This window comes from Paenibacillus sp. FSL H7-0756 (assembly GCF_038006765.1).
Lineage (GTDB): Bacteria > Bacillota > Bacilli > Paenibacillales > Paenibacillaceae > Paenibacillus_AQ.
Window position 1 is genome coordinate 263,801 of record NZ_JBBOVT010000003.1, and the last position, 15,611, is coordinate 279,411.

At 53.9% G+C, this 15,611-nt stretch carries 15 protein-coding genes; 9 read left to right on the forward strand and 6 right to left on the reverse strand.

The features are described from left to right. Positions 1–30: 30 nt before the first annotated feature. Positions 31–1,488, reverse strand: coding sequence for an amidase family protein (locus NST04_RS27050; protein WP_341187029.1), 1,458 nt, complete (start codon positions 1,486–1,488; stop codon positions 31–33). Positions 1,489–1,698: 210 nt separating this feature from the next. On the opposite strand from NST04_RS27050, the gene NST04_RS27055 reads away from it, so the two are divergent. After that, complete coding sequence (locus NST04_RS27055) at positions 1,699–2,631, forward strand: DUF6612 family protein (protein WP_341187030.1); 933 nt, start codon at positions 1,699–1,701, stop codon at positions 2,629–2,631. Between the two features lie 95 nt (positions 2,632–2,726). Here the strand turns inward: NST04_RS27055 and NST04_RS27060 are convergent, their stop codons facing one another. The 4 genes from NST04_RS27060 to NST04_RS27075 form a co-directional block, all read right to left on the reverse strand. After that, positions 2,727–3,464 carry a hypothetical protein gene (locus NST04_RS27060; RefSeq protein WP_341187031.1) on the reverse strand — a complete coding sequence of 246 codons (738 nt, stop codon included), beginning with the start codon at positions 3,462–3,464 and terminating at the stop codon, positions 2,727–2,729. Between the two features lie 160 nt (positions 3,465–3,624). Beyond that, complete coding sequence (locus NST04_RS27065) at positions 3,625–4,140, reverse strand: hypothetical protein (protein WP_341187032.1); 516 nt, start codon at positions 4,138–4,140, stop codon at positions 3,625–3,627. 177 nt (positions 4,141–4,317) lie between these two features. Next, on the reverse strand, positions 4,318–5,730 hold the full coding sequence (locus NST04_RS27070) for a HAMP domain-containing sensor histidine kinase (protein WP_341187033.1): 1,413 nt from the start codon (positions 5,728–5,730) through the stop codon (positions 4,318–4,320). After that, positions 5,718–6,398, reverse strand: coding sequence for a response regulator transcription factor (locus NST04_RS27075; RefSeq protein WP_341187034.1), 681 nt, complete (start codon positions 6,396–6,398; stop codon positions 5,718–5,720). The genes NST04_RS27070 and NST04_RS27075 overlap by 13 nt, the downstream gene beginning before the upstream one ends. Positions 6,399–6,543: 145 nt before the next feature. Between NST04_RS27075 and NST04_RS27080 the strand changes: the two genes are divergently transcribed. The 6 genes from NST04_RS27080 to aroB all read left to right on the forward strand — a co-directional run bounded on the left by NST04_RS27080 (position 6,544) and on the right by aroB (position 13,070). After that, positions 6,544–7,260, forward strand: a complete 717-nt coding sequence (locus tag NST04_RS27080) for a YceI family protein (protein ID WP_341187035.1) — start codon at positions 6,544–6,546, stop codon at positions 7,258–7,260. A gap of 148 nt (positions 7,261–7,408) precedes the next feature. After that, a complete protein-coding gene (locus tag NST04_RS27085) occupies positions 7,409–8,197 on the forward strand; it encodes a hypothetical protein (protein ID WP_341187036.1) in 789 nt (262 codons plus the stop codon). 97 nt (positions 8,198–8,294) lie between these two features. Next, complete coding sequence (locus tag NST04_RS27090; RefSeq protein WP_341187037.1) at positions 8,295–9,293, forward strand: Gfo/Idh/MocA family protein; 999 nt, start codon at positions 8,295–8,297, stop codon at positions 9,291–9,293. 36 nt (positions 9,294–9,329) lie between these two features. Then, positions 9,330–10,256: an ADP-ribosylglycohydrolase family protein gene (locus NST04_RS27095; protein WP_341187038.1), complete on the forward strand. Its 927-nt coding sequence runs from the start codon at positions 9,330–9,332 to the stop codon at positions 10,254–10,256. An 801-nt stretch (positions 10,257–11,057) separates the two neighbouring features. Beyond that, a complete protein-coding gene (locus NST04_RS27100; protein ID WP_341187039.1) occupies positions 11,058–11,942 on the forward strand; it encodes a hypothetical protein in 885 nt (294 codons plus the stop codon). A 30-nt stretch (positions 11,943–11,972) separates the two neighbouring features. Then, positions 11,973–13,070, forward strand: a complete 1,098-nt coding sequence (gene aroB / locus NST04_RS27105) for a 3-dehydroquinate synthase (RefSeq protein WP_341187040.1) — start codon at positions 11,973–11,975, stop codon at positions 13,068–13,070. Between the two features lie 133 nt (positions 13,071–13,203). Here aroB and NST04_RS27110 read toward each other — a convergent pair whose 3' ends face one another. Continuing rightward, positions 13,204–14,007, reverse strand: coding sequence for a hypothetical protein (locus NST04_RS27110; protein ID WP_341187041.1), 804 nt, complete (start codon positions 14,005–14,007; stop codon positions 13,204–13,206). Between the two features lie 303 nt (positions 14,008–14,310). Between NST04_RS27110 and NST04_RS27115 the strand changes: the two genes are divergently transcribed. Together NST04_RS27115 and NST04_RS27120 are read left to right on the forward strand one after the other, a co-directional pair. Next, positions 14,311–14,685, forward strand: a complete 375-nt coding sequence (locus tag NST04_RS27115; protein WP_341187042.1) for a Na-translocating system protein MpsC family protein — start codon at positions 14,311–14,313, stop codon at positions 14,683–14,685. Positions 14,686–14,803: 118 nt separating this feature from the next. Then, a complete protein-coding gene (locus NST04_RS27120; protein ID WP_341187043.1) occupies positions 14,804–15,589 on the forward strand; it encodes an ABC transporter ATP-binding protein in 786 nt (261 codons plus the stop codon). The last annotated feature ends 22 nt before the right edge of the window (positions 15,590–15,611 follow it).

A 15,611-nucleotide genomic window follows, 5' to 3' on the forward strand; every position in this document is an offset into this window, starting at 1 on the left:
GAAGAATAGAGTACTTGGAATTGAAAGTGGTCAGATAAAGCTCTGGAGCGAAGGTGCCTTGCGCACCTTATAGTTCTGTTCGTAAGCGTAGGCCAGTCTGATAAGCACCGGTTCTTCATAGGCCCGGGCGGAGAAGGTTACGCCGAAGGGGGCGCCGGCTGAGGTATAGCCTGACGGCACCACGATGGACGGGTATCCGGCTCTTGATGTAATCCGGGCGCCGAAGTCGGCCGGGAACAGCAGGGCATCGAGCTGATGCTCGCGCATAGTGGCATCGATTCCCTGCTCCTTGCAGAGCCTGAGATCGGTCATCCGGTCACGCAGATATTGCGGCTCGGTGAAGGTGCCCGAGGTCGTAAGTTCGGCATCGAGCAGGGTAGCTTGCCCGAACTTCAGCGTCTCGGCCGGATGGGCATGATTGAAATCGATAATATCCTTCAGGGTGCGCATTGGGGCCCCCGGACCCAGGCGGGCGAGGTAGGCGTTCAGCGATGTTTTGAATTCATTCAGCACCACGGACGAATAGCTGATCTCCCGCGCCGTTGTAATCTCGGCCGGATCAATGATCGTGGCTCCAAGCTCCCGCATGCTCTCCACCGAGGCATTGAACAGCGCAAGCTGCTCCTCTGTCAGCTCCTCGAAATAATAATCCCGCGGAATTCCGATCCGTGCCCCCTGAAGCCCGCCCGCATCCAGGAAGAGGGTGTAATCCTCATGAACCTTACCTCTGTTCGTGCCCATGGCCGCATCGCCGGTATCCTGGCCGAGCAGCGCATTCAGCAGCAGGACGGCATCCCGTACGGTTCGTGCCATGGGCCCGGCGGTATCCTGTGTGCTGGACAGCGGCAGAATGCCGGAACGGCTGATCAGCCCAACCGTGGGCTTAATGCCGATAATGGAGCCAAGGTTGCCGGGGTTGAGGATGGAGCCGGAGGTTTCCGTTCCAACCGAGACCGTGCAGAAGTTGCAGGCCACCGCTACCGCAGACCCGGCGCTGGAGCCGCCTGTCGGAGTGGAGATATTGTATGGGTTAAGCACCTGGCCGCCCCTGGAGCTGTAGCCGGAGGGCATGCCGTTCGTCATGAAATTGGCGAATTCCGTCATGTTGGCTTTGCCCATAATGACAGCCCCGGCCTCGCGCAGCCTGCTGACGATGAAGGCATCCTCTCCTGCAAAAGAATCCGCTAAAGCGAGCGAGCCCGCGCTGGTATGCATGTTATCCCCGGTATTAATGTTATCCTTCAGCAGTACCGGTATGCCATGCAGCGGACCGCGCGGGCCTTGATGCAGCCGCTCGGCATCCAGAGATTCAGCGATGAACAGCGCATCCGGATTAAGCTCCAGCACCGAGTTGACGGTCAGGCCGCTTTTGTCATGATCGGCTATCCGCTCCAGATACATCAGGACTAATTGTCTGGAGGTGATCTCCCCGGAATCCAGTGCAGCCCCAATCTCATCTATAGTAGCCTCTACGATTTCAAAACTCATGCGGGTCCACCTTCTTCCCTTTAGGATTTTGAAGTTTTCTTCCTCATCTAAGCACAGTTTTGCCTGTGTTGATAGTGTTCTTTTACCGCCCGGACAACCATGACTTTCGATGTAACTTTTAAACAGGTGATTAAAAGGGGGGCTCCTGTGGTTAAATACATCACAAGATTTAACAATACTACTTGCTGATATCATTAGGAGGAATCGAACTTGAAGAAATGGACTACGGTATTCATGGGTGTTATGCTATCTGCTGCCTTGGCTGGCTGCGGAAATAAAGAGGAGCTCAAACCATCAGAAGGGGCTGCCACCGCTCCAGCTTCAGCTGCTGCAACTACGGCTCCGGAGGCTTCTGCATCGGCAGCGCCGGCTGAACAGACATCAGACGGCGTTCCAACGGTGGAAGAACTGATCCAGAAGACGGCTGAAGCGGGAGCTGAGCTGAAGGGCTTCGCCATGGAGTCGCAGGTGAAGCAGAAGATTAAGATTAAACAAGGGGACCAGAATACAGAACAAGACACTGATATGACAATGAAATCCCAATACACCAAAGACCCGCTGCAAATGCATCAGGAAGTGGATATGAAGACCAGTCAAGGCGACCAGAAGATGGAGCAATATGTTACGGCTGACGGCTTCTATTCCCAGGTGGGCGGACAATGGATGAAGATGCCTTCTTCGATGACGGAGCAGGTCGTAACTGCCATGAAGCAGTCTGCAAGCCCTGAGAAGCAGCTGGAGCAATTCAAGGCGATCGCCGGGAAGACGAAGGTCACCGAGGATGGCGACAATTACCTGCTGGCCGCAGAGGTATCGGGCGATGATGTCAAAGAACTGGCGAAGACTTATATGAACCAGGGCGGCAGTTCCGATCCGCAGATGGCTGCCATGATGGAGCAGATGAACATCAAGAGCATGAATATCGCTTATGCGGTGGATAAGAAGACCTATTATCCAACCAAGACGGATGTGACCATGGTCATGGATATGACCAGCGGAGAGCAGACTGTATCGATTGATATGGATATGAAGGCGACTATCAGCGATCATAACAAGGTTACGGAAATCAAGATTCCGCAGGAAGTACTGGATGCCAAGGAATTTGAAATGCCGGCAGCACCGGCTGCCCCAACCACTCCGTAACAGGCATACCCAGCTGAATACAAGTGCAACACATGCAACCGGCGCTGCCGCCCCTACTAAGGACGGCAGCGCCGGTTTTGGTGTGCGTTGTCATTTTACAGATTAAACGAGTTGCTGATCATCCCAAAGGCTGCTCCGGCAATGACGGAGGTGATCAGCTTGTAGAAAATATATCCGGTCACAATATTGGCGATGGCAATCGGGTAAAAGGTGTCGATTCCCCGGCTGCCGCCTGTGTTCAGCGGATACTGAAACAGAACCGTATTCATGCTGATGAAGACGAACAGGAAGGCGAGCGCAAGCAGTGTGGTCGAGAAGGACAACAGGCTGACCGTGAGCGACAGGATCGCCAGCACCAGCAGCGCCACGGCCGGAACCAGCAGCGTCCCCAACCGGGTAATCAGCAATTTAAAGTCGAAGCTGACCTTCTCCAGCCGGAGTACGGCATAGACAGCTCCGCAAGCAACGGCAAGACCGGCTGCCGTTAACAGCAGCGGCTTCAGGAAGCCGGGGCCAAAGATGGCCGAGACATCCCATTTGATGAACAAGATGAGGAAATATAGAGCTGTCAGTAATGCGGTAAGTCCCATAGTGATCAGGCTGTTTATGAAATGGGCCGCAGGAATGTCCCTCATCGTACTGTAAGGGCGGGCAACGGCTCTCAGGTAGAAGCTCCAATACTGTTTGCCTACCGCCTGTGCCTGCTGTACACGTTCATCTTTGAGCAGGTTATTAAACTGCTCGGTTACCTTGCGCTGAGGCTGCGGTTGCCCAGGCTGGTTGTTTGGCCCCTCAGGATTTGTGAAGGGTGCTCCGCCTTCCGGATTGTTCATTGTGATTGATTCCTCCTTGTGAAATTTATGGAAAATGCCATTGGCTTTAGTATAAGGGGACTCACCGGTAAATTCTATAAATTTGCCGGAATATGCAGTAATGCACGCAAAAAAGCCCGTAAATCGCCGATAAGTGTCGATTTACGGACCTGAGCCCATTCTATTCCAGTGGTCCGTCCTCTACCCGGCCAAAGCCCTCTTCAGCCAGATATTCCTCCGCTTCTGCCGACGTCTCGAAGGCCATCTCCAGCTGTAGTCCGGCATAGAGATACCACAGATCCTCCTCGAATCTCAGGCTCAGCGTATGCCCATCCTCATTCTTCCACAGCGATTCAGCTTCCGCTCCGCCTGCCTGCGCTTTTTTCTTTCTTTTGGAAGGGGCAGGGGCCTGGGGAATGTACGTCAAGAGAGAAGTGATGGACGCATCCAGCAGCTCGCGCAGCGCCGCCTCCGAATAATCGCGGATATTGACCAGTCCCTTATCATCCGTCTCATAGCCCCGCAGCAGCCCGGCATAGACGAAGCCGTTCCCGTTAGGGTGAATATGCGAAGCCACCGTCTTCTTGTCATGGCGGCTCTGCTCCAGATGATAATTCACCCGTCCGAGCGAGACCTTCCGCGCCTCCAGCTGGGGATAGGAATCGAGTATTGCTAATTTCTGTTCAAAAGTAAGCATAGACAGCCTCCGGTTCACTTGAAATATAAAAATGTATAGGTTTCACGTTATACATTAGCCTTCTATTTCTCGCGGAAACGGTACCGTCCTTTAATGAGGAAGGTACCGTTTCCGCTTGTAGTCAGTTGATTATAGCATGCAGCGGGACAATGGACTACAGCGCCTCTCCCTGGCTTGTTACTCTGCCAGCGGCAGCCGCAGCACGAAGGAGCAGCCCTGCGGCGGGTTGCTGCCCAGCTCCAGACTGCCGCCCATGGCCTCGGCCAGCAGTCTGCTGAAGGTCAGGCCCAGCCCGAGTCCGCGGAGCAGGCTCTGCTTGTCCGAGCTCCGGTAGAAAGCCTCGAAGATCCGTTCCCGGCTGTCCGGATGGATGCCCGGCCCGTTATCCGTCACGGTGATCTCGGCTTGTCCCTGCGGCGTAACGGTAAGCGCAAGCTTCAATTGCAGCTTGCGGTCCGCTGTCTTCGCCTGCACACTGTTGCCAAGCAGATTCACGATAATCTGCTGGATGCGCAGCGGATCACCCCGCAGAAGGAGCGGGGCTTCCGGCAGATGAAGGATGGGCTCACAGACCTCCTCGCTCTGGGTCAGCATCCATTGATAGACAATTTCCTCCAGCAGCGGGGCCGCTGCAAGCTGATCATGCCGGACGGCAACCATGCCCGCTGTCAGCGCATTGTAGTCCAGCAGATCGGCGACCATATGCTGCAGCCGTTCGGTCTCAAGCAGAGCGATATCGAGGAATTCCCCGGCCTCCTCGCCTTCGACAACCCCCTCGCGTACCGCATGGAGCAGTCCTTTGATCGAGGTGACCGGAGTCTTAAGCTCATGGGACACGCCCGCCAGCATGATGGCCCGTGACTGCTCGAACTGCTGCAGCTTGCCCGCCATCTCCTGGAAGGAGACGAGCAGCTCGTGAATCTCGCGTTCCTTGGCCCCGGTCTCCAGCACGATATTATACTGGCCGCTGCTGATCTGCGCGGCGGCGGCCGCCACCCGCTGAACCGGCTTGGCCAGCTTGATCGACAACAGATAGATCGTCAGCCAGCTTAAGATAATCAGGAAGACGATGATGATGGAGAAGAAGGTGATCTCCTCCGTGGGGATGTGGCGCAGGGAGCGCTTGGACTGCATGACCAGCACTTGCCCCAGCGTGCCCTGGTCCCCCTGGATCTGCGCAGCAGCGGCTTTATATTCCGAAGTCCGCGAATCGGTCAGGCTATCATTGAGCTTGTACCGCATCTCCTCGTTTGTCATCGGGGGCTGGGAGTACAACAGCTCGCCTTCTGGTCCGGTGATGATTACGCACATCTCCTCAGTTACCTTGAAGAAGCGTTTGCGGTCCTCCACCAGCTTGTTCAGGCTTGGGGTAATGGCCAATTGACCGTCTGCGTCCACGCTGCGGTCAGCAATCTCCTGCGCCAGCAGGCCTGTCGTCTGCATCCGGTTGTTCATCGCCTCCTGCTGAATCCACCAGAAGGTGAACAGCGCCGTCAGCAGCAGCCCGATGCTGATGATCAGCAGATACCGCAGAGTCCAGTAAGTGAGAATGGAGGTGGTTTTCTTCTTGCTCTTATTTATGTTGTCCATAATTGATAGCCTGTTCCTCTCAGTGTGCGGATCTCGCCCTCACTGTCCGGCCAATGCGACAGTGCCTGGCGGAGTCTCTTGATGGACAGATCGACGGCCCGGTCGCTTCCCTCGTAATCCATCTCCCACACATGCTCCAGCAGCTGGTCGCGGGTGCAGATCTGATTCGGGCGCTCGGCCAGGAACAGCAGCACGGACATGTCGCGCGGGCTGAGGCTGACCTCCGCCCCGTTCAGAAAAATACTGCGCGCCGAGAAATCGATGAACAGGCTGCCGAAATGACGCTTGCGGCTGCCGTCCGACCACTGCGAGGGACGGCGCAGCACGGCGTTCACCCGTGCGACCACTTCCTCGGGAATGAAGGGCTTGGACATATAGTCGTCGGCTCCGCCATCCAGTCCCGCTAGCCGGTCGTTGATGCCGTCCCGGGCGGTGAGCATGATGACCGGGCAGCTGCTCTTCTCGCGGATCAGCCGCAGGAGCTGGAAGCCGTCCATCTCCGGCAGCATGATATCGAGCAGAACCAGCGAGGGCGGCGCTTCCTCGAAGGCTTCCAGGGCGCTCCGGCCGTCTGCGGCACGGGTAACGTGGAAGCCCGCTTTTCGCAGATACGCACTGAGCACCCTTGCGATAGCCTCTTCATCCTCAACGATTAGAATCGATTTCATGAGCTTCAGTCTCCTAGTTAAAATTACGACAATTCTATCATACTTGCGGGCCGGTGTGCTTTGACTTATTCCCGACATATTCCTTTGTTAGAATGGGAACCAAGCCAGACAGGCATAGAGATCATATTTAGGATGGAGGAATACGATGAAGAAGAAAACAATCGCCTTAGCCGCAGCTGTAGTGGTTATCGCAGGAGCTGTCACAGCATTCCTATTACTTAACAAGAGCCTTGGCAATAATGTGGAGATCGAATCGGTTATTCCTGCGCAGAGCCAGGGAACTGAGACCCAGAAGGCAGGAACTGCAAATGCGGCGGCAGCAACAGGTGCTGCGGTTACAGCAGAGCAGCTTAATGGTACCTGGACCATTGCCGACACCTCCAAGGTCTATTGGTCTGTAACCACATCCAAAGAAACGGTGAACTTCGTTGATCCGTCCGTGAAGGGGACCTGGAATGTGAACCTGGAGGATGCCAGCGCCATGAAGGGCGAGGGAACGGTAGAGATGAGTGCGCTGGATTCCGGCAACGGCCAGCGGGACGAGCATGTCAAGGGAACGGACTTCCTCTCAGTCACAGAGTTCCCGCAGTCCACCTTTGAAGTCAAATCGTTCTCGGAGCTTCCGAAGGAATGGACAGAGGGTACGGCGGTGCCGGTGAAGCTGGAGGGTACACTGATCGTCAAGGGTGTCCAGAAGGACGTAACTTTTGACTCGCAGGCCTTATATAGCGGCGGGCAGCTTATGCTGTCGGGTACAACCATGGTAACCTTTGAAGATTTCGGCATGAGCAATCCGCATTCGATCGTGCTGGATACCGAGAATAATCTTGAGGTCCGCCTGGAGCTTACATTAAGCAAATAAGATAAGGCTGTGGCCTTCATCATACGAGACTCTCCCTGTTACCGTGGATTCGCGGCTGGCGGGGAGAGTTTTTTGACGTTGCAAACTTTGTCTTAAGGGTTAAGTATAAGAGATACATAATCATTGATCAGGACGGAGGCTGATGAATTTGGACAAGAGAGCCACTACCATTCTGCAAAAATCTTTCTGGAGCGCGAACGGCTGGAAGGAGACATACGGTCCTTTTTCCGGTGAAGATTTCGACTATGCGAAGAGCAAGGGGGTTATGTTCGACCCCCTGACGATCACCCACGATGAGCTGGTGGAGAAGCTTCAGGAGCTGCACAGCGGAAGCGTGACCCGGGACAAGGTAGCGGCGGCCTTCCTGCACAGCCTGTCTACGCGGAAGGTGCATCTGCGGAGCGCCTTGTCCAGCTGGGCCTTGACCTCGGAGCTGCCTGTGCATGCCTACGCCCAGCCCCCGGCAGAGCAGCCAAGGTACAGCGGCTGTGCTGCCTGTGATGCCGGGCGGCTGATGTCTGACCCGCTCACCCATGAGGATCTGAATGTGCTCAATTTCGAGCGGGTCAAATGGGGCGGCATACGGCTCAATAAGCTGCTGTATTGCTGGCTGGATCTGGAGCTGTTCAGCCGGCAAGAGGAGGTGGAGGCTACTCCGCAGGATCTGCGTATTTTGCAGGATATGGCCGAAGCTGTTAAGCTTTGCGGCAGCAAAGATGGGGCACGGAAGCTGGAGAAGCTCTGGAAGGATATCTTTCCCTCGAACCGGCACGAACGGGATGTGGTCATGGAGATCTGGGGCTATGCCGGTATACTGGTGCCGCAGGAGGAGCCGCGCCAGGGGCGGGGCGGAGACAATGACTTCAATTCTGTAGCCAACTGGCGCGGGGAGGACGGTTACTCGCAGGAGCGGCTGCGGTTTCTGTTCAGGCTGTAATCCGGGGCAGATCGCTGCGGGCGGGAAGCGTGTACAGAGCAGAGAGATTTTGATAGAATCAGAGGGACCTGAGCTTCATTAAGAGGAGGATATATCAATGGCAGAAGATAACGCTTACACGATAAAATGGGGCATTCTCAGCACAGGCTGGATCGCCCATCAGTTCGCCACGGATCTGGCCCACGCCAGCAATGGCATAGCTTATGCCGTAGGCTCGCGCACGCAGGAGAGCGCGGATAAGTTCGCGGCGGATCACGGTATTCCTGTGGCTTATGCCACCTACGAAGAGCTTGTGAGCGACCCGGAAGTGGACGCAGTATATATCGGAACACCGCATCCGATGCACAAGGAGAACGCGCTGCTGGCGCTGCGTGCAGGCAAAGCTGTGCTGTGCGAGAAGCCTTTTACCGTGAACAGTGGTGAGCTGGAAGAGGTAGTGGCCTATGCCCGGGAGCATAAGCTGTTCCTGATGGAAGCGATGTGGAGCCGGTATATTCCGGCTCATGTGAAGGTGAGGGAATGGCTGGCCGCCGGGCGCATCGGTGAGGTGAAGCTGGTGAAGGCAGACCTTGGGTTCCGTTCCGACTGGAAGCCGGAAGGACGCCTATTGAATCCGGCTCTCGGCGGGGGAGCGCTGCTGGATGTCGGCATCTATCCGGTCTCCTTCGCCTCGATGGTCCTCGGACACCAGCCTGAATCTGTCGCCAGCACAGTCCATATCGGGGAGACCGGCGTGGATGAGCACTTCTCGCTGCTGTTGTCCTACGGGAATGGCGTAGCTGCTTCACTTAACGCAGGTATCCGCCTGAATCTGGACGATGAAGCCTATATTTATGGAACGGAAGGACGTATCGCAGTCAAAGGTACCCTGGTCAATCCGAAATCAGCCGAGCTCTACGTGAACGGCGAATTGGAGGAGACGTTCGAAGATGACCGCACCTCGGTCGGATACTGCTTCGAGGCGGAAGAGGTAGGCCGTTGTCTTCAGGCCGGACTGACCGAGAGCCCGGTGATGCCGCTGGATGAATCCGTAGCCCTGATGAAGCTGCTGGATGAAGTCCGGGCGCAGTGGGGACTGAAGTACCCCGGCGAATAAGTGCAGGCAGGAAGCTTCCGGGAAGGGGGAGAGCAAGTGACATTGACGAAGGACCGTTATCAGGGCTGCCTCCAGGGGCTGGCCGCCGGGGATGCGCTGGGAACAACTGTAGAGTTCCAGGCACCCGGAACCTTCAAGCTAATGACGGATATGGTCGGCGGCGGGGTATTCGCCTTGCAGCCGGGACAGTGGACGGACGACACCTCGATGGCGCTCTGTCTCGCAGAGAGTCTGCTTGCTGTGCAGGCCTTCGATCCGGCGGATCAGATGGAGCGTTATGTGAAGTGGTACCGCGAAGGCGCGCTCAGCAGTACCGGCCGGTGCTTCGATATCGGCAATGCGACGCGCGAGGCGCTGCACCGGTATGAAGCCAGCGGGGAGGCGTACAGCGGTTCAGAGGACCCGTTCTCTGCCGGAAACGGCTCGATTATGCGGCTGGCTCCGGTAGTAATGTACTACGCGGAGCAGCCCGCCGAGGCGATCCGCTATGCGGCAATGAGCTCAAGAACGACACACGGGGCCGCCGAGTGTCTTGCGGGCTGCCGCCTGCTCGCGGCGTATATTCTCGCCGGACTGCACGGGTGGAGCAAGCAGGAGATGCTGGCGCCGGATGCTTTTGGCGAATGGCTGGATGAGGATGATACCCTGACCCCGTCTATGCTGAACATCATGCAAGGCACCTACAAGATGAAGGAGCCGCCGCAGATCCAAGGCTCGGGCTATGTCGTGGAGTCGCTGGAGGCGGCGCTGTGGGCATTCCATAAGTCTGCCAGCTTCGCGGAAGGTGCGCTGCTCGCCGTGAATCTCGGCAATGACGCCGACACCACCGGTGCCATCTACGGCCAGATCGCCGGGGCGTACTATGGCCTCAGTGGCATTCCGGCGGAATGGAGCCGCAAGCTGGCAATGCGTGAGCTGATCAGCGACTATGCGGGGCGGCTGTTTACGGAGCGGGTGCAGTAAGCGGGAACTATAAGCTGCATGAGGCAGGCTGGATGCATGTGTTGAGCGCCCAGCCTGTTTGTTGTGCAGAGCGTGAGGTAGAGGTTGTGGTAGAGTATGAGGTTACGTTCGAAGCGTATATGGGAGACAAGTGTATTCTGTACAATTAAAACCGTTGAAAAAGCAGACTTTCCTCCTCTAATTGTAGTCTGTACAACTAAATTTGCCCGAATGGTTGAGAACCGGGGGATAGAGGTATTTTAGATGTACGAAATACAGCTAAGCCGCGATTCGATGGTACATCAGAGGATATAGTTGTACAGAATGCACTTAAGCTAACCGCTTGTACCTTAATGGGGGCATGAATGATGATATTAGGCAGATTCTGCACCCATCGCCGACTTCTACGCTTGAATTGAAAGTAGCCGATTGTATTTCCTGCAATAGAAAACGCATAGTTGATTGTGAAATGAGGTTCTGTTGTATTTCGTACAGTAGAATGTTGCGTAATGAGCGAAAAGTGGCCTTTATTCGACATTTTAATGTACCGAATTCAATAGAATCTATTTCGATGCCATTTTAGCAGCATTCCATTGTACAAAATACAGTTACTACTGTTCCAGCGCCTACAGCATACATATGACTGCCGCGGGAATGAGACACTTGTTATCTTTTTCGGAACAAGGCCGTCCATAGTAACCCATAATACAGTATGAGACAATCCAGACAGTAACCCTCCTAAATTATGTTATAATATTCCGGAAATATGTTCTGTGCGGTTGGTTGCAGGGAGCGGAAATTCTATGAGAGGGAGGGGAGCGTATGCTCTGGACGGCAAGTCTATCCAGTCTGCTGCTGAAGCCGGATAACCGGCAGCGGCACAGCGAATTACTTCAGGAGATCGCCAGCTACATAAGTACGCATATTCTGAATCACCCGCTGCTTGCTGAAGATTACGGGAATATCAGCATCCTGCTGGATGGATCAACGGCCTTGGGGATTGTGGACGACAGCTCGGATATCGATCTGATTCTGGTCTGCCGTGACGAACACTATGAGCCGATTACGAGCCGGTTTGAACAGGCCGGGCTGATCCCGGAGAGAAGCAGCTTGTTTGTAGATGTTCATCTGCCCAGCGGCAAAACAGGACACTACACCCTGCTCAAATTATCGGAGCTGGAGCAGGCGCTGGGGAAGGGACAACTGGACTGGCTGTGGAACGCAGCGGTCTGCTGTATCTATCATGACCCGCTGGACCTGAAAGGGTTGTTCGCGTATGCCGTTCCGCTTCCTCCAGAGCTTCTGATGAGCCTGCGGAGGAGAGCGTACATAGACCTTAGGAGTGCTGCCAAAAGCCTGGATAATCCCGTGCGCCGGGGAGAGGCTTTCCCGATTCTTTTTCAGGCGGTGGAGGTGTTCAAGCAGTCTTTACGTTGTGCCATCACGGTTGAGGGCTACCCCTATCCGTATGACAAATGGCTTGTACAGGTAGCAGAGCAGCTTCCAGTAGGGAAAAGGGTGCTTGATTGCATGAAGGATTTCCGGCGCTACCTATCAGAAGATATGTCCTACGTGCCGATGTACCAGGAGGATAACAGCTTTGTTAAGATGGAGAAGCGCGTCCGACAGGTGCTGCTGGAGGAATTCCGCCTGCGCGGGGTAGACGAGCCTTGGCTGGTGGAATGGTGGAAGTACTTCGAGGAATGAAGGGATAAATACAAGAAAGGAGCAACACCCATGTCCAAAAGCTTGGAGGTAACACTCCAAAAAGTAGTCGATCACTCGTACTCTATTGAAATTGGTGAGCATCTGTTCAGTTCCCTGATCAGCGATTTGCGTCAGGGGCTTGTAAGTGGAGCCAGCAAATATGCAATTATTACAGATTCTACGGTGGAACCGTTGTATGGCCGTGCTTTACTAGAGCTGCTACGTAATGAAGGATTCCAAGCAGAACTTTTCTCCTTTCCGGCAGGTGAGAACTCGAAGACCCGGGATACGAAGGCGCTGCTGGAGGATCAATTGCTAAGTCATGCCTACGGCAGAGACTGTTGTATCATTGCGGTGGGCGGTGGAGCGGTAACGGATCTGGCGGGGTTTGTGGCAGGGACTTTTGGCCGGGGCGTACCTTCTCTGAATTATGCTACCACCCTGCTGGCAGCAGCGGACGCTTCTGTGGGCGGCAAAACAGGCGTGAACACCCCTGTCGCCACCAACCTGATCGGCGTATTCCACCAGCCCCGTAAAGTATACATAGATTTAGCAGCTTGGCGCACACTTCCGGCCCGTGAATTCAGAAGCGGTCTGGCCGAGACCATCAAACACGCCTGTATGAGCGATGAGCAGTTCTTCAGCTATCTGGAAGCGAATATAGACAGAATCATTACGGAGCAAGGGGAGCTGATCCTGGATGCCGAAGTGTGCGAGCATATCGCGCTGACGAATTGCCGGATTAAGTATGAAGTGGTGGAGCAGGACGAGCATGAAAGTAACCTGCGGCAGATTCTGAACCTGGGGCATACGGCAGGCCGGGCGCTTGAGGCGCTTAGCGGGTACCGGCTGATGCATGGCGAAGCCATTGCTGTGGGACTTGTCATCCAGGCGAGACTGGGGGCGAAGTACGGATATATGACGGAGGAAGAGGCTGATCGTATAGCGGCTCTGCTGAAGAAGGCCGGTCTGCCGACAGAGATCCCAGAGTATATTACAAACCGGGCGCTCCTAGAGAAGATGTACACGGACAAAAAAGTGCGCAGCGGCCGCATCCGCTTCGTCTTCCAGGACGGCATTGGGGCGATGAAGCGTTTTGCTGACGGCTCGTATTCCGTTGCGGTATAGGAGTCAGAGGTGATGGAGCTGCTGGAAGAGTTACGCGCAATCCATTAATCACTCTCGATTTCATTTATGATGAACACGGGCCAACCCGATTTTCACTCTGCAAAAGTTGAGTTGGCCCATTCCATTCTACTTGCTATAAATAAGCTCCAAAATAATACTCTACCTTCTCTTTCGCATAACGGTCTATGCCAAGCCATGTATCTACGGATACAAAGTCCGTCCCTCGGCCGCGTTCCGGTCCAAGCCGTTCCTCAGAAGCTAATATACCTGCAAAACCCCATACCTCCATCATTACATCTCGTTCATACTGGTTAGAGGATAATACATTCTTCCAGCGCTTCTCTAATTTACGTGCGGAATCCGTCTCAGCGCAGGCATCCACCTCTGCGAGTAAATTTTTGAGAATCTGAACATCCTCAGCGGTCACTTCTACCGGCTCCTCCTTTGCTAGCAGTTCGAGATCCATCCAGCAATAGAGGAGCCAATTTAAGCGGACACCACCCCATTTTACCCGTTCAAAATTCAAAATATTAATATCGGCATTATTCCATTCCTCATGAGTCATTAATTTATGCTCGTTACAATAGAAGCAATGGCTGTAGCTGGCACGCTCCAGAAGCTTGTCACTATAATTATGCAGGGGAAGATTGCTGGTTAATGCATAGCTGGATAACCCGCTTCTCAGATGTACTTCTCTTGTGGATAAGCTATGTAAAAAGGCAGCAGCTACCCTGTCCTTCGTCACCTCATGCTCCAGCAAATGACGGATTCTCAGCACACACTCATCATGCGTCATCGTCACCGGATCGAACATGACCCCTTTGCTTTTGGCATATTCAAACTCTTCTCCGGCAAAAGGCAGTCTTGTCCCGGCAGGCTTCCATCCCTGCGCAGACCAAAACGTTTTGTTTAGTATTTTTTTCGCTTTAGCGTCCATCATTTCCCTCCAATTCATTTAATTACGTTATATAGTATCATTGCGGCCATTAATCTTTCAATATATGAAGCATGCTTCATAGGAGCGGAGGAGCTTCGCGCCAAATGACAGTCTAAATTGTCAGGTAATCTATCACAAGGTCTTTTCATCTCTTTATTTATGTTATATTATCTTCCGTATTTTTATTGACAAGTCTTTATTTTTATCTATAATGATGTATAAGCGGTGGGCAAAAAAGGCGATATAGTTGCTATCGAGTCACATTTCATAACATAATCTATTGCAGCAAAGGTGTGATCGCGAATGATCGCTTCCGCCGGACAATGGAAACAGGATATTCTACGGATTTACAACGAAATCAACAAGAAGCTGTTCAACGCCGGCGTTAAGCAGCAGAAGGTCGATTTTGTGGGCAACAAGATTATTATTTTATCCATTAATAGCCGGGTGCCTGTACTCAAGGTGCTGGATGCCCATGATCCCACGGCAGGCCGCCAGATCAATCTGGTGCTGCATGAAGTATTCAAAGTCGAGATCAAGCAGGCATTTCTGGATGAATTTCAAGTCAATATTAAGGCCGTTCTTAAAGATTATGATGTGGAGACCGAGTATTCCGGTACGATCATAATTTTGGAGAAGGACCTTGAGCATTATCTGAACGCTACGTTGGAACTCTGATCTTTCGGAGAGCCGGCCTGCCGTCAGTTTTCGGACATATCCCTGCGGGGCTGTGTCCTGAACTGGCGGCTTTTTGTTTATCGTAACCATGTTATTACTTCCTTAAGGAGCTGATTCTATGAAAAACAAAATTGAGATTGCCGGTGTCAGCAAGTGGTTCCGCCGTGACGGCCAGGAGATTATGGCCATGCAGGAGACGAATCTCTCCATAGAACAAGGCAGATTTGTCAGTATTATCGGCCCCAGCGGCTGCGGCAAGTCCACACTGTTCAATATTATCGCAGGCCTGATTCCGCCCTCCACCGGCCGTGTGCTTGCAGACGGAGAGGATATCGTAGGGAAGACCGGATATGTCGGCTATATGCTGCAAAAGGATATGCTGCTGCCCTGGAGGACGATACTGGACAACATTATTCTGGGCATGGAGATCCGCGGAGTGCCGCGCAAGGAAGCGGTAGCCCGGGCCAAGCCCCTGATGGACCGCTATGGACTGAAAGGCTTCGACGGACATTACCCGGCGGAGCTGTCCGGCGGGATGCGCCAGCGTGCAGCACTGCTCCGAACGCTGCTGTATGAGCGGGATATTATTTTGCTGGACGAGCCCTTTGGCGCACTGGATGCCCAGACCCGGCTGACTATGCAGAACTGGCTGCTGGAGCTCTGGGAAGACTTCCGCAAGACGGTGTTATTCGTTACCCATGATATTGATGAAGCCATCTATCTGTCTGACGACATCTATGTCTTCTCCGGGCGGCCGGGACGGATCATCTCGAAGATCTCTGTAGATATGCCGCGTCCAAGACACCAGGAGGATACGGTATCTGCTTCATTCATGGAGCTCAAGGCTCATCTGCTGAATCTGCTGTCAAGCGGAGACCAGGAGCCAGCCACCCGTATCTCTTAGAACTCATAAACTGTTGAAGGAG